Annotated in this window: 14 protein-coding genes; 7 read left to right on the top strand and 7 right to left on the bottom strand. The window is 51.6% G+C overall.

The features are described from left to right. Positions 1 to 81: 81 nt before the first annotated feature. On the bottom strand, positions 82 to 597 hold the full coding sequence (gene mobB / locus ACLD3P_RS18125; protein ID WP_010989262.1) for a molybdopterin-guanine dinucleotide biosynthesis protein MobB: 516 nt from the start codon (positions 595 to 597) through the stop codon (positions 82 to 84). Continuing rightward, positions 594 to 1,178: a molybdenum cofactor guanylyltransferase MobA gene (gene mobA, locus ACLD3P_RS18120; protein WP_411006531.1), complete on the bottom strand. Its 585-nt coding sequence runs from the start codon at positions 1,176 to 1,178 to the stop codon at positions 594 to 596. Before mobA ends, mobB begins: the two co-directional genes overlap by 4 nt. 69 nt (positions 1,179 to 1,247) lie before the next feature. Between mobA and ACLD3P_RS18115 the strand changes: the two genes are divergently transcribed. From ACLD3P_RS18115 to dsbA, 3 genes are all read left to right on the top strand, one after another. Next, on the top strand, positions 1,248 to 1,517 hold the full coding sequence (locus ACLD3P_RS18115) for a YihD family protein (protein ID WP_000649858.1): 270 nt from the start codon (positions 1,248 to 1,250) through the stop codon (positions 1,515 to 1,517). Between the two features lie 76 nt (positions 1,518 to 1,593). Then, positions 1,594 to 2,580 carry a serine/threonine protein kinase gene (locus ACLD3P_RS18110; RefSeq protein ID WP_001646929.1) on the top strand — a complete coding sequence of 329 codons (987 nt, stop codon included), beginning with the start codon at positions 1,594 to 1,596 and terminating at the stop codon, positions 2,578 to 2,580. Positions 2,581 to 2,596: 16 nt separating this feature from the next. Next, positions 2,597 to 3,220: a thiol:disulfide interchange protein DsbA gene (gene dsbA / locus ACLD3P_RS18105; protein ID WP_000725364.1), complete on the top strand. Its 624-nt coding sequence runs from the start codon at positions 2,597 to 2,599 to the stop codon at positions 3,218 to 3,220. 12 nt (positions 3,221 to 3,232) lie between these two features. Here dsbA and ACLD3P_RS18100 read toward each other — a convergent pair whose 3' ends face one another. Beyond that, a complete protein-coding gene (locus tag ACLD3P_RS18100; RefSeq protein WP_058344369.1) occupies positions 3,233 to 4,141 on the bottom strand; it encodes an acyltransferase in 909 nt (302 codons plus the stop codon). A gap of 387 nt (positions 4,142 to 4,528) precedes the next feature. On the opposite strand from ACLD3P_RS18100, the gene polA reads away from it, so the two are divergent. Then, the gene (gene polA, locus ACLD3P_RS18095; RefSeq protein ID WP_411006532.1) at positions 4,529 to 7,315 is read left to right on the top strand and encodes a DNA polymerase I; all 2,787 of its coding nucleotides are present in this window, start codon (positions 4,529 to 4,531) and stop codon (positions 7,313 to 7,315) included. 334 nt (positions 7,316 to 7,649) lie between these two features. On the opposite strand, the gene yihA is transcribed toward polA, so the two are convergent. Further along, positions 7,650 to 8,282: a ribosome biogenesis GTP-binding protein YihA/YsxC gene (yihA, locus tag ACLD3P_RS18090; protein WP_000183327.1), complete on the bottom strand. Its 633-nt coding sequence runs from the start codon at positions 8,280 to 8,282 to the stop codon at positions 7,650 to 7,652. 239 nt (positions 8,283 to 8,521) lie between these two features. Between yihA and ACLD3P_RS18085 the strand changes: the two genes are divergently transcribed. From ACLD3P_RS18085 to hemN, 3 genes are all read left to right on the top strand, one after another. Then, positions 8,522 to 8,746, top strand: a complete 225-nt coding sequence (locus tag ACLD3P_RS18085; RefSeq protein ID WP_001541209.1) for a hypothetical protein — start codon at positions 8,522 to 8,524, stop codon at positions 8,744 to 8,746. 118 nt (positions 8,747 to 8,864) lie between these two features. Further along, a complete protein-coding gene (yihI, locus tag ACLD3P_RS18080) occupies positions 8,865 to 9,380 on the top strand; it encodes a Der GTPase-activating protein YihI (protein ID WP_000743292.1) in 516 nt (171 codons plus the stop codon). A gap of 188 nt (positions 9,381 to 9,568) precedes the next feature. Next, the gene (hemN, locus tag ACLD3P_RS18075; RefSeq protein ID WP_000003520.1) at positions 9,569 to 10,942 is read left to right on the top strand and encodes an oxygen-independent coproporphyrinogen III oxidase; all 1,374 of its coding nucleotides are present in this window, start codon (positions 9,569 to 9,571) and stop codon (positions 10,940 to 10,942) included. An 89-nt stretch (positions 10,943 to 11,031) separates the two neighbouring features. Here the strand turns inward: hemN and ACLD3P_RS18070 are convergent, their stop codons facing one another. The 3 genes from ACLD3P_RS18070 to glnL all read right to left on the bottom strand — a co-directional run bounded on the left by ACLD3P_RS18070 (position 11,032) and on the right by glnL (position 13,722). Then, positions 11,032 to 11,142, bottom strand: a complete 111-nt coding sequence (locus ACLD3P_RS18070) for a YshB family small membrane protein (RefSeq protein ID WP_001578131.1) — start codon at positions 11,140 to 11,142, stop codon at positions 11,032 to 11,034. Positions 11,143 to 11,254: 112 nt separating this feature from the next. Further along, positions 11,255 to 12,664, bottom strand: coding sequence for a nitrogen regulation protein NR(I) (gene glnG, locus ACLD3P_RS18065; RefSeq protein ID WP_001188782.1), 1,410 nt, complete (start codon positions 12,662 to 12,664; stop codon positions 11,255 to 11,257). 8 nt (positions 12,665 to 12,672) lie between these two features. Further along, complete coding sequence (gene glnL / locus ACLD3P_RS18060; RefSeq protein ID WP_000146194.1) at positions 12,673 to 13,722, bottom strand: nitrogen regulation protein NR(II); 1,050 nt, start codon at positions 13,720 to 13,722, stop codon at positions 12,673 to 12,675. Positions 13,723 to 13,771 lie beyond the last annotated feature (49 nt).

Raw genomic sequence — 13,771 nt, 5'->3', positions numbered from 1 at the left:
TAACTGTAAAAATGTAGGCCTGATAAGCGCAGCGCCATCAGGCAACCGGCACCGCCGGATGGCGGCCCCGCCTTATTCGGCCTACAAGGAACGTGCTTTCTCTAACCACCGCAAAATGAAGGCAGAAATCTGCGATACATCATTAAGATCCAAAACGGGTACCGCTACGGCAAGTGGAATATCACTGGCAACCGCAATAACATGCTCATCAAGAATTAATTCTTCCTCGCTGTGCCCACATCCCTGACGAAAAAGTAAGATCTTCGCAACTGCTTCGTGTTTAAACCCTTCTACCAGCACCAGATCCAGTTTTGATGCATCCATCCGACTCACCAGCCATGCCAGATCCAACTCTTCTTGCCCCGGCGTTTCAGTCATTAACGCCCAGCGCTGCTGACTGGCAACCAGCGTCTGTGCCGCCCCGGCCTTACGTAATTCGTAGCTATCTTTACCCGGCTTATCGACATCCATATCATGATGGGTATGCTTAATCAGCCCTGGCCGAATACCGTGCGCACAAAGTGCTGGGATCAGTTTTTTCAGCAGTGTTGTTTTTCCCGTGCCGCTCCACGCGGCAATGGCGAGTAGCGGTATCATGGTCTCTTTTGCCATTGCGCGAGTTCCTCCGGCGTGTTGACGTTCACAAATGCCTCCTTACAATCGCTGAAATCAACGGCGTGTCCTCCTACCTGGCGCATAAAAATCATTACCCGCCGTTCGCCTGCTTGCAAATAAGCTGTCAACTGGGGCTCAACGGCACGATTAATCAACGCGATCGTTGGATGATCGCGTTCTCCATCATGAACCCAAACCACGGGTGCGCCATGACGCTGCGCTGCTAAACGATCGACCAGGTTGTGGGGGATACAGGGATTGTCACAGGGACAAAACAGAAACCAGTCGCCTGCTACCTGCTGAAAAACGGAAAGCATACCCGCCAGCGGACCGGGAAAGTCAGCGATTGAATCCGGAATGACTTTCAGGCCGCTGGCCTGGTAGATATCCAGATGGCGATTAGCACTAATGACGACCGTAGCAAGTTGTGGCGCGAGCGCGTCGGTAACGTGTCGCCAGAGCGGTTTCCCGTCCAGTTCAAGCAGACCTTTATCCGCACCTCCCATCCGCCGGGCTTTACCGCCTGCCAGCACCACGCCGGTTATTACTTCATCCAGATTCACCGATATCTCCTCTTTTATTGTGGGATTGACCCTGCTACCGTGTCTGTATCAAGAATAAGGAGCACAGCTATGAAATGTAAACGCCTGAATGAAGTCATTGAACTCCTCCAGCCAGCCTGGCAGAAAGAGCCTGATCTTAATCTGACGCAATTTTTGCAGAAACTGGCGAAAGAGTCAGGTTTTGACGGCAAACTGGAAGATTTAACTGATGATATCCTGATCTACCATCTGAAAATGCGCGATTCTGCCAAAGACGCCGCCATTCCAGGGATTCAAAAAGACTATGAAGAGGACTTTAAAACGGCGCTTTTACGCGCCCGCGGCGTTATTAAAGAGTAAAACCTTGTAAGCGGCGCCACCGAAATCGTCACGAAATGATATCCTGAATCATTCGTAGTATTTTCCGGATGATGGGATGAACGACAACGCTTTTACTTTCCAGACGCTACACCCGGAAACCATCATGGATGCGCTGTTTGAACAGGGGATCAGGGTGGATTCCGGGCTGACTCCACTAAACAGTTATGAAAACCGCGTCTATCAGTTTCAGGATGAAGACCGTCGACGTTTTGTCGTTAAGTTTTATCGTCCTGAACGCTGGTCTGTTGATCAAATTCGGGAAGAACACCAATTCGCGCTTGAACTGGTGAAGGATGAGGTTCCGGTTGCTGCTCCGCTCGCGTTTAATGGCCAGACGCTGTTAGCGCATCAGGGCTATCATTATGCCATTTTCCCCAGCGTAGGCGGTCGTCAGTTTGAAGCAGACAATATCGATCAGATGGAGGCGGTAGGGCATTATCTTGGCCGATTGCATCAGACGGGGCGAAAATGTCCTTTCACTTTCCGGCCTGACATTGGGCTTGCAGAGTATCTTTTTGAACCTCGCCAGGTATTCGAAGATGCCGCACTGATTCCCTCCGGGCAAAAAGCGGCTTTCCTGAAAGCCACTGATACTCTACTGTCTGCAGTTACCGAATGCTGGCGCACCGATTTCGCCACGCTGCGATTGCACGGCGATTGTCATGCCGGCAACATTCTATGGCGTGATGGACCGCTGTTTGTCGATTTAGATGATGCCCGTAACGGCCCGGCGATACAGGATTTATGGATGCTGCTGAACGGCGACAAAGCCGAACAGCGAATGCAGCTTGAAACCATTATTGAAGCTTATGAAGAAGTTAGTGAGTTCGATACGGCTGAAATTGGCCTCATTGAACCTTTACGTGCCATGCGTTTAGTTTATTATCTTGCCTGGTTGATTCGTCGTTGGGGCGATCCTGCGTTTCCAAAAAACTTTCCCTGGTTAACAGGGGAAGATTACTGGCAGCGACAGACAACGACTTTTATTGAGCAGACTAAAATTTTGCACGAACCCCCTTTACAATTAACGCCAATGTATTAATCGGAGAGAGTTGATCATGAAAAAGATTTGGCTGGCGCTGGCTGGTATGGTTTTAGCTTTTAGCGCCTCGGCAGCACAGATCAGCGACGGTAAACAGTATATCACGCTGGATAAACCGGTCGCTGGCGAACCCCAGGTACTGGAGTTTTTCTCCTTCTACTGCCCACATTGTTATCAGTTTGAAGAAGTGCTTCATGTGTCTGACAATGTGAAGAAAAAGCTGCCGGAAGGCACCAAAATGACCAAGTACCACGTTGAGTTCCTGGGGCCGTTGGGCAAGGAGCTCACCCAGGCATGGGCGGTGGCGATGGCGTTGGGTGTAGAAGATAAAGTCACGGTCCCGCTGTTTGAAGCCGTACAGAAAACCCAGACAGTACAATCTGCCGCGGATATCCGTAAAGTGTTCGTTGATGCGGGCGTCAAAGGCGAAGATTACGATGCGGCATGGAACAGCTTCGTGGTGAAATCACTGGTTGCGCAACAGGAGAAGGCCGCGGCTGACCTGCAACTGCAGGGCGTTCCGGCGATGTTCGTCAATGGCAAATACCAGATTAACCCACAAGGCATGGATACCAGCAGCATGGATGTTTTTGTTCAGCAGTATGCTGATACCGTGAAATATTTGGTTGATAAAAAATAAAAAGAACGCCGGTCACTGACCGGCGTTTTTATAAGATGTTTTAATCTCTTCTATCTGTATATCTTTCTTATCCCACAGCGTATTAAGCCAACGTTGAAAACGGCGTTTGAATGTTTTGTCGTTCACGTAATCGCCGTGCAGTTCTTCATTTATGGGTTCCAGTTGCACCCGAATAACAATACGCGTCAGCCTACCGCTTAGCATATCGTAGAAGGGGTGACTATCGTTGTTTGGGTAACACAACGTAATATTAAGCAGCTTATCGAACTGTGAGCCTAAAACATTAATCGCCATTGCAATCCCGGCTGCTTTTGGCGGCAACAGATGTTGATAAGGTGAATGCGTTTGCTGACGTTTCTCATGCGTAAATCGCGAGCCTTCAACAAAGTTAACGATAGTGGTGGGATACCGACGAAACTTTTCGCAAGAGCGACGAGTTGTTTCAACATCTTTGCCGCGTCGATCGGGGTGGCGGAGCAGGTAGCTACGGGAGTAGCGCTTCATAAACGGCATATCTAATGCCCAGCACGCCAGGCCAATGAACGGCACCCAGGCCAATTGCTGTTTAAGAAAGTACTTATTCATTGGGATATGCTTGCGGAACAGAACGCAAAGCACAACGATATCGGCCCAGCTGCGATGATTACAAATCAGTAAATACCAATTTTTCTTGCTCAGCCCTTCTAACCCTTCTACATCCCATTGCAAGTGCGGATTAAGGCGTAACAGCGCTGCAAGACCAGCACACCAGCAATACATCATGAAATTGCAGAAAATGGAGACCTTGCGCCAGATACCGGGAACAGGCAAAAGGAGCTTTACCATACCGGCAACGATGATCGGTACTGAGCAAACAATAGTGACCAGGATGGTCAATACGATACTCAATGGGAGCGTGATAGCCGCGAGTATTCTCGTCATAATAAATTATTCAAAAGTTAGCCATAAACGGTGCGCGAAAAGGGCGCAAGAGGCTGATTCTATCAGAAAACGATGCTAATGATGGCGCTGAGTGAAATAGAAACACTCGTAATAACTATCCACATTATGATAACGGCATGAATCAGATAATCAGAAAAACGTGATGTTAACAACTCATTGAAAATAATGGGTAATTATTAAGAGGAGAAGGCTATCGCGCTGATTTTAAAGTAATGGTAAGAATTTACACACAAAGTTATCCACAGGTTTTTTTGCGAGCGATCCTGAAGATCGACAAAACTTTTCCGCAAATGCGGCGAAAAACTCAAGTTTTCCTCCTGTATGTGGCATCCTTTAACCATAATCTGTTAAACAGGCACGGACATTATGGTTCAGATCCCAGAAAACCCACTTATTCTCGTAGATGGCTCATCCTATCTCTATCGCGCCTATCATGCGTTTCCGCCGTTAACCAACAGCGCGGGAGAACCTACGGGCGCAATGTATGGTGTCCTCAACATGTTGCGCAGCCTGATCATGCAGTATCAGCCGACGCATGCTGCGGTGGTGTTTGACGCCAAAGGAAAAACCTTCCGTGATGAGCTCTTTGAACATTACAAATCGCATCGCCCTCCGATGCCGGATGATCTGCGTGCGCAAATAGAGCCGTTACATGCCATGGTTAAAGCCATGGGGTTACCTCTGCTGGCGGTCTCTGGCGTAGAAGCGGATGACGTTATCGGTACACTGGCGCGAGAGGCGGAGAAGGTGGGGCGTCCGGTATTAATCAGCACCGGCGATAAAGATATGGCACAGTTGGTGACGCCGAATATTACGCTGATCAACACCATGACTAACACCATCCTCGGCCCGGATGAAGTCGTTAATAAGTACGGCGTGCCGCCTGAGCTGATTATCGACTTTCTGGCGCTGATGGGGGACTCCTCGGATAATATTCCAGGCGTACCTGGCGTGGGTGAGAAGACGGCGCAAGCTTTGCTTCAGGGATTGGGCGGCCTGGATACGCTGTACGCCGAGCCGGAAAAAATTGCCGGTCTCACTTTCCGCGGCGCCAAAACGATGGCCGCTAAATTAGCGCAGAATAAAGACGTAGCGTACCTGTCTTATAAACTCGCCACCATTAAAACGGATGTTGAACTGGAGCTGACCTGCGAACAGCTTGAAGTACAGCAGCCGATTGCGGATGAACTGCTGGGCCTGTTTAAAAAATATGAGTTTAAGCGCTGGACGGCGGACGTTGAGTCCGGCAAATGGCTACAGGCAAAGGGCGCGAAATCGGCGGCCAAACCGCAGGAAACGGTCGTTATTGATGAATCGCCCAGCGAACCGGCAGCGGCGCTCTCTTATGAAAATTATGTCACTATTCTGGACGACGTTACGCTGGAAAGCTGGATTGAAAAGCTGAAAAAAGCGCCAGTTTTTGCTTTCGACACGGAGACCGACAGCCTGGATAATATCGCCGCCAACCTGGTGGGCCTCTCGTTTGCCATCGAACCTGGCGTTGCCGCGTATGTACCTGTCGCGCATGATTATCTGGACGCTCCGGATCAAATCTCCCGCCAGCGTGCTCTGGAACTGTTGAAGCCGCTGCTGGAAGATGAAAAAGTGCGCAAAGTGGGGCAAAACCTCAAGTACGATCGCGGCGTCTTGCAAAATTACGGTATTGAGCTGCGCGGTATCGCCTTCGATACCATGCTTGAGTCTTACATTCTGAACAGCGTCGCCGGACGCCATGATATGGACAGTTTGTCCGATCGTTGGCTGAAGCACAAAACTATCACCTTTGAAGACATTGCCGGTAAAGGTAAAAACCAGCTCACCTTTAACCAGATCGCACTGGAGGAAGCGGGGCGCTATGCGGCAGAAGATGCGGATGTCACGTTACAGTTGCATCTCAAAATGTGGCCAGAGCTCCAGCAGCACAAAGGCCCGCTGAATGTTTTCGAAAACATCGAAATGCCGCTGGTGCCGGTACTGTCACGCGTTGAGCGCAATGGCGTAAAAATCGATCCTGCCGTCCTGCACAAACATTCGGAAGAAATCACACTACGTCTGGCGGAACTGGAAAAGAAAGCGCATGACATTGCGGGCGAGGCGTTCAACCTGTCCTCGACGAAGCAGTTGCAGACTATCCTGTTTGAAAAGCAGGGTATTAAGCCGTTGAAGAAAACGCCTGGCGGCGCGCCGTCAACGTCGGAAGAGGTGCTGGAAGAGCTGGCGCTGGACTATCCGCTGCCGAAAGTGATTCTGGAGTATCGTGGTCTGGCGAAGCTAAAATCCACCTATACCGATAAGCTGCCGCTGATGATTAACCCGAAAACCGGGCGCGTCCACACCTCCTATCATCAGGCGGTAACGGCGACGGGACGTTTATCGTCCACCGATCCGAACCTGCAAAATATTCCGGTGCGCAATGAAGAAGGCCGCCGCATTCGTCAGGCATTTATTGCGCCTGAGGATTATCTCATCGTATCTGCGGACTATTCACAGATTGAGCTGCGTATTATGGCGCATCTTTCCCGTGATAAAGGACTGCTTACGGCGTTCGCCGAAGGGAAGGATATTCACCGCGCAACGGCGGCGGAAGTCTTTGGCTTGCCGCTGGATAGCGTGACCGGGGAGCAACGCCGAAGTGCGAAAGCCATTAACTTTGGCCTGATTTACGGGATGAGCGCCTTCGGTCTTTCTCGCCAGCTTAATATTCCGCGTAAAGAGGCGCAGAAGTATATGGATCTCTACTTCGAACGCTATCCTGGCGTGCTGGAATATATGGAGCGCACACGCGCTCAGGCAAAAGAACAAGGTTATGTGGAAACGCTGGAGGGACGCCGCCTTTACCTGCCGGATATTAAATCCAGCAACGCGGCGCGGCGCGCGGGGGCGGAACGCGCGGCGATCAATGCTCCCATGCAAGGAACGGCTGCCGATATCATCAAGCGCGCCATGATTGCCGTCGATGCCTGGCTACAGGCCGAGCAGCCGCGCGTGCGGATGATTATGCAGGTACACGATGAATTAGTGTTCGAGGTGCATAAAGACGACTTAGATGCGGTAGCAAAACGTATCCATCAGTTGATGGAAAACTGCACGCGTATTGATGTGCCGTTGCTGGTGGAAGTCGGTAGCGGAGAAAATTGGGATCAAGCGCACTAAGCATTTAAGGAATAACGCGCTTTTTTCGTAATTAAGCAACATAAGCACGGGGATTTTGTGATGGGTATTAGAATTCCCTATGTAAAGAATGAAAAAAAATTACGAAAAGGTCTTTCTGTGTTGCTCAAAAAAGAGTAAAGTTATTCACGTAGGGTACAGAGGTAAGATGTTCTATCTTTCAGACCTTTTACTTCACGTAATCGGATTTGGCTGAATATTTTAGCCGCCCCAGTCAGTTTATGACTGGGGCGTTTTTTATTGGGCGTAAGAAAAGTTTCGCTCGTACCGTAGGCCGGATAAGACGCGCAGCGGCGCCATCCGGCATAGCGGATGATTATTCCCCGTCCTGAATCTCTTCGACCGGTGCCAGTTCGCTAAACCAGCTATCCAGCTTCTGACGTAACTTATCCACGCCCTGCTTTTTCAGCGAGGAAAACGCTTCTACCTGCACATCGCCATTAAAAGCCAGCACGGCTTCACGTACCATATTCAACTGCGCCTTACGCGCGCCGCTGGCCAGTTTGTCCGCTTTGGTCAGCAGAACCAGAACCTGGATATTGCTCTCTACAGCCCACTGGATCATCTGTTGGTCGAGGTCTTTCAACGGATGGCGGATATCCATTAAAACGACTAAGCCCTGTAGGCTTTGACGTTTCTCCAGATATTCCCCCAGCGCGCGTTGCCACTTGCGTTTCATCTCTTCCGGGACTTCCGCGTAGCCATAGCCCGGCAGGTCGACCAACCGTTTGCCATCTACGACTTCAAACAGGTTAATCAGTTGGGTACGGCCCGGCGTTTTAGAGGTGCGCGCCAGGCTTTTTTGGTTGGTCAACGTGTTCAGGGCGCTGGATTTGCCTGCATTGGAACGGCCAGCAAAAGCCACTTCAATTCCGCAATCGGAAGGTAAATGGCGAATATCAGGCGCACTCATCACAAAATGCGTCTGTTGATAATTCAGGTTAGTCAAAGCGGTCGTCTCCGTCAGTCAAAGCATTGTGGCGATTATACCTGAACGCCAGCAAAAGACGGATTTTTCGGCGCGTCGGTGCTGTAAGCAAAAGCCATACGCTTTGTGAGACATTGTCCATTGCACTTATGCGACATGACAGAGTCGTTGTCAGGCTCAAAGCCAGTTAACATAGTTAAATCATGAAGTTATAGAAAGGTAATTGTCTGAAAAAAAGGGATTTTCCGTGTCGGTATCTTGTGAGTTTACCCCAAAAGAGTAAAGTAATGCACATAGCGAGGACGCTAACAGGATCAACGACTCAGGATGAGGGTCAGGAGCGCCAGGAGGCGAAGACACAGGATTGTCAGGAAGACAAACGTCCGGAGACGTTAGTAAAAGGAAATGGAAACAACATGGAATGTTCCAGGCTAAGGGAAAAACAGGGCGTGTTGATAGCCAACAGGGATGGTGGAACCCGTTAAGGGTCGTGAGTCAAGAAAAAAGGCGGCAGATTACTCTGTCGCCTTTTTTCTTTGCTTGCTTTCTGCTAGATTCCGCCTCAATTCTATACTGAATAAAACGGCTTAAAGATCTGACATCATGAAAAAACCAACCTCTGCACCGCGCAGTAAAGCCTTTGGCAAACAGCGTCGTAAAACGCGTGAAGAGTTAAACCAGGAGGCGCGCGACCGTAAACGCCTGAAAAAACATCGCGGTCATGCGCCGGGAAGTCGCGCGGCGGGCGGCAATTCCGCTTCGGGCGGCGGCAATCAGAATCAACAAAAAGATCCACGTATTGGCAGTAAAACACCTGTTCCATTGGGCGTGACTGAAAAAGTGACCCAACAGCATAAACCGAAAAGTGAGAAACCTATGCTTTCACCGCAGGCGGAGTTGGATTTACTGGAAACGGATGAGCGCCTGGATGCGCTGTTAGAACGTCTGGAAGCGGGCGAAACCCTGAGTGCGGAAGATCAAGCCTGGGTAGATGCCAAACTGGATCGTATTGATGAACTGATGCAGAAGCTTGGTCTGTCTTACGATGACGACGAAGAAGACGACGAAGAGGACGAGAAGCAGGAAGATATGATGCGCCTGCTAAGAGGCGGCAACTAACGGGTTTACACCGTGGGCTTGCCCGTCCTGCTTATAACCCTTCCGGTTATATGTTATCTGGTGTGGTTATTCGTTAAACTACAGCGATTGTCGCGGCGACAGAAATGGCTGCGCAGCCGGCTTGCCGCCCGTCATGGCGTGAAGCCGGTACGCCGTACCCGCCAGAGACGCCATCGGAAGGAGTGAGCATGTCTGAACAGCAAATAGACTGGGATCTGGCCCTGATCCAGAAATATAACTATTCCGGGCCACGATATACCTCGTACCCAACCGCGCTGGAGTTTTCTGAAGACTTCGAGGACGCCGCATTCTTGCAGGCTGTGGCGCGTTATCCTGAACGTCCGCTCTCGCTGTATGTGCATATCCCGTTTTGTCACAAGTTGTGTTATTTCTGCGGCTGCAACAAGATTGTCACCCGCCAACAGCATAAAGCTGACCAGTACCTTGACGCGCTTGAGCAGGAAATTCGTCATCGCGCGCCGCTGTTTGCAGACCGTCATGTCAGCCAGCTTCACTGGGGCGGCGGTACGCCTACTTACCTGAATAAAGCGCAAATCAGCCGCTTAATGACGCTGTTGCGTGAAAATTTCCACTTTAATACCGACGCGGAAATCTCGATCGAAGTCGATCCCCGTGAAATTGAGCTGGATGTGCTCGATCATTTACGTGCGGAAGGTTTTAACCGCCTGAGTATGGGCGTGCAGGACTTTAATAAAGAGGTGCAGCGCCTGGTTAACCGCGAGCAGGATGAAGAATTCATCTTTGCGCTGCTTAATCACGCCCGCGATATCGGCTTTACCTCGACCAATATCGATTTGATCTACGGTCTACCGAAACAGACGCCGGAAAGCTTCGCTTTCACGCTGAAGCGTGTGACGGAGCTGAACCCCGATCGTTTGAGCGTCTTTAACTATGCGCATCTGCCAACGCTTTTTGCCGCCCAGCGTAAAATTAAAGATGCCGATTTACCCAGCGCGCAGCAGAAACTGGATATTTTGCAGGAGACGATCGTATCGCTTACTCAGGCCGGTTATCAGTTTATCGGGATGGACCATTTTGCCCGTCCGGACGACGAACTGGCCGTCGCGCAGCGCGAAGGCGTGCTGCACCGTAATTTTCAGGGCTATACGACCCAGGGCGATACCGATCTGCTGGGGATGGGGGTTTCTGCTATCAGCATGATTGGCGATGGCTACATGCAGAACCAGAAAGAGCTGAAGCGTTATTACCAGCAAGTGGATGAGCGGGGCAATGCGCTATGGCGTGGTATTACGCTGACCCGTGATGATTGCATTCGTCGCGATGTTATCAAGGCGCTGATTTGTAACTTCCGCCTGGATTTTAACGCTGTCGAACAGCAGTGGGGTTTGCATTTCGCTGAGTATTTTGCCGAAGATTTGCAGTTACTGTCGCCGCTGGCGAAAGATGGGCTGGTGGATATTAGCGAGAAGGGAATTCAGGTGACGGCGAAAGGTCGTTTGCTGATCCGCAATATCTGCATGTGCTTTGACGCGTATCTGCGCCAGAAAGCGCGGATGCAGCAGTTCTCGCGCGTCATTTAGCCGGGTTGCCCGGTGGCGCTGCGCTTACCGGGCCTACACGTTGCGATAACCTGTAGGCCGGATAAGCATTAGCGCCATCCGGCACATTGTCAGCTGAACAGTCCCACCAGCGCGGCACACAACACGGCGGCTAGCGCAGTTTGTGGCGTGTGGCTGTCGACCGCTCCACTCGATACCAGATTAATAATAGATTCTAACATAATGAATCCCCCCGTTTGCCGGGCATGATCATACTGAACTCATCGGAACAGTAAAGCGCAAAATAGCAGCGTTTTGCGCTCAATTATTAATCTTTACACTCGCGGGTAATGTTTACTCCATTCCCAGCTCTTTCAACTTCCGCGTTAGGGTGTTTCGCCCCCAACCGAGCAGCCTGGCGGCTTCCTGTTTATGACCCTGCGTATGGCGTAACGCCGTGGTCAGTAGCGTTCTTTCCAGTTCTGGCTGCGCTTCAGAAAGCAGGTTTTGATGACCGGATCGCAAGGCGCGGTCCGCCCATTGCGCCAGTAATGTCGCCCAGCTATCCGGCGGCAGGTGGGACGGGCTATCCGGCGCCGAGGCTTCAAACAGTTCGCCCGGTAAATCCTGGATCAATACCTCCTGTCCGGCGGCCATGACGGTGAGCCAGCGGCAGGTATTTTCTAACTGACGCACGTTACCAGGCCATGCCAGGCGCGTTAACGCCGTTTCGGTTTCCGGATGTAATAATTTGGCTTCCACGCCTAATTCACGGGCGGCGACCTGCAAAAAATGGCGCGCCAGGCGCGGAATATCCTCACGGCGCTCGCGCAACGGCGGAAGATGGATACGAATCACGTTCAGGCGGTGGAACAGGTCTTCGCGGAATTTCCCTTCCTGAACGCGTCGTTCGAGGTTCTGGTGGGTGGCGGCGATAATGCGCACATCCACTTTTACCGGCGCGTACCCGCCCACGCGGTAGAACTGTCCGTCAGCCAGCACGCGTAACAGACGAGTCTGGACATCCAGCGGCATATCGCCAATTTCGTCCAGAAACAGCGTGCCGCCGTCAGCCTGCTCGAAACGGCCCTGCCGGATGGTATTCGCCCCGGTAAAAGCGCCTTTCTCATGGCCAAACAGTTCGGATTCAATCAAATCTTTCGGGATGGCCGCCATATTGAGCGCGATAAACGGCGCTTTGGCGCGTGGGCTATGGCGGTGAAGCGCATGGGCGACCAGTTCTTTACCGGTCCCTGATTCGCCGTTAATCAGCACGCTAATCGAAGAACGCGACAGTCGACCAATAATGCGAAACACATCCTGCATGGCGGGCGCTTCGCCTATCATGTCTGTTGTCGGGCCGTTAACCTCGATATTACGCGGCTGCTGCTGCTCCTGATAGTGGCTAATCGCGCGCTCGACCAGAGCGACGGCTTCATCAATATCAAACGGTTTAGGCAGATAATCAAACGCCCCCTGCTGATAGGCGCTCACGGCGGCATCTAAATCGGAATGCGCGGTCATAATGATGACCGGAAGCATCGGGTGACGCTGTTTAATCTGCTTTAATAGCGCCAGCCCGTCCATTCCCGGCATTCGGATATCCGACAGCAAGACGTCCGGCGTTTTACTGGCCAGCGCAGCCAGTACTTCATTACCATTCTCAAAGGTGGTACAGGTCAACCCTGCCCCGGCGAGAGCACGTTCAAGCACCCAACGGATGGAACTATCATCATCGACGACCCAGACTATTCCTCGTTGCATAAACACCTCTATTTCCGAATCGGCAGGTAAACCGAAAACTCGGTATGCCCCGGCCAACTGGTAAATTCAATTTTGCCGGCGTGTTGATCGATAAGATTGCGGGCGATAGATAACCCAAGCCCGGTGCCGCCTTCGCGACCGCTGACCATCGGGTAGAACAGCGTATCCTGTAAATGGGGAGGAATGCCCGGTCCATTGTCTTCAACGTCTATACGCGCCGCCAGGCGATAGCGTTCGCCATGCAGCGTTAACTGGAAGGCGGTACGCGTACGCAGCGTAATTTCGCCGCCTTCCGGCCCCAGCGCCTGCAAGGCATTGCGGACAATATTCAGCAGTACTTGCTCAATTTGTTCCGGATCGTGCGGCAGTTCTGGCAGACTGGGGTCGTAATCGCGGATAAGCCGGACATTATCCGGCAGTTCCATCGACACCAGCGCGACCACGCGCTCCGCGACTTTATGTATGCTCTCGGTAATGTGCATTCCCGGGTGTTGCGGCCCCAGCAAACGATCGACAAGGTTGCGTAGCCTGTCGGCCTGTTCAATGATGACTTTGGTATATTCCGTTAGCGCCGGGTCGGGCAGCGCCTTGCTGAGTAGCTGCGCTGCGCCGCGCAGGCCGCCGAGCGGATTTTTGATTTCGTGCGCCAGACCGCGCACCAGATCGCGGGCGGCGATTTGCTGCGCGTGCTGCAACTGCTCCTGACTCAGACGACGCTGGTTATCCATCGGCGCCATTTCGAGCAGTATAAAATCGTCGGGCAGACGTTGGGCGGTCAAAGAGAGAATATGCGAGCGACTATCAATCACCAGCGTCACTTCGTTATCGGTAAAGCCTTGCCCTGCCGCTAAACTTTCGCGCATCAGGTCAATGTTTAACGAAAAATAGCTCAACAGTTCAGGTAACGGCGTCCCGAACAGTTTGCGTGAACTTTGCGCGAGCAACTGCTGCGCGGCAGGATTGGCGTAATGGATTGCCAGCGCGTCGTCGACCACCAGCACGCTGTTGATTAACGAATTGAGGATCTGCCCAGCATCGGGCTGTATGCCGCTTGCCATTCAGCAGTCTCCTGGAAAAGGTTGCACCATTTTAGTGCATTATAGCTTT

The organism is Salmonella sp. 741265073_HBA (genome assembly GCF_046569105.1).
Taxonomy (GTDB): Bacteria; Pseudomonadota; Gammaproteobacteria; order Enterobacterales; family Enterobacteriaceae; genus Salmonella; species Salmonella enterica.
The sequence above is the reverse complement of the archived record's forward strand: the minus strand, read 5'-3'. Positions and strand labels throughout refer to the sequence as shown.

Bases quoted from the DNA above. Each gene is read 5' to 3' on its own strand.
- mobB (WP_010989262.1), bottom strand. From the start codon at position 597: ATGATACCGCTACTCGCCATTGCCGCGTGGAGCGGCACGGGAAAAACA.
- ACLD3P_RS18115 (WP_000649858.1), top strand. From the start codon at position 1,248: ATGAAATGTAAACGCCTGAATGAAGTCATTGAACTCCTCCAGCCAGCC.
- ACLD3P_RS18110 (WP_001646929.1), top strand. From the start codon at position 1,594: ATGAACGACAACGCTTTTACTTTCCAGACGCTACACCCGGAAACCATC.
- dsbA (WP_000725364.1), top strand. From the start codon at position 2,597: ATGAAAAAGATTTGGCTGGCGCTGGCTGGTATGGTTTTAGCTTTTAGC.
- ACLD3P_RS18100 (WP_058344369.1), bottom strand. From the start codon at position 4,141: ATGACGAGAATACTCGCGGCTATCACGCTCCCATTGAGTATCGTATTG.
- polA (WP_411006532.1), top strand. From the start codon at position 4,529: ATGGTTCAGATCCCAGAAAACCCACTTATTCTCGTAGATGGCTCATCC.
- yihI (WP_000743292.1), top strand. From the start codon at position 8,865: ATGAAAAAACCAACCTCTGCACCGCGCAGTAAAGCCTTTGGCAAACAG.
- hemN (WP_000003520.1), top strand. From the start codon at position 9,569: ATGTCTGAACAGCAAATAGACTGGGATCTGGCCCTGATCCAGAAATAT.
- ACLD3P_RS18070 (WP_001578131.1), bottom strand. From the start codon at position 11,142: ATGTTAGAATCTATTATTAATCTGGTATCGAGTGGAGCGGTCGACAGC.
- glnG (WP_001188782.1), bottom strand. From the start codon at position 12,664: ATGCAACGAGGAATAGTCTGGGTCGTCGATGATGATAGTTCCATCCGT.
- glnL (WP_000146194.1), bottom strand. From the start codon at position 13,722: ATGGCAAGCGGCATACAGCCCGATGCTGGGCAGATCCTCAATTCGTTA.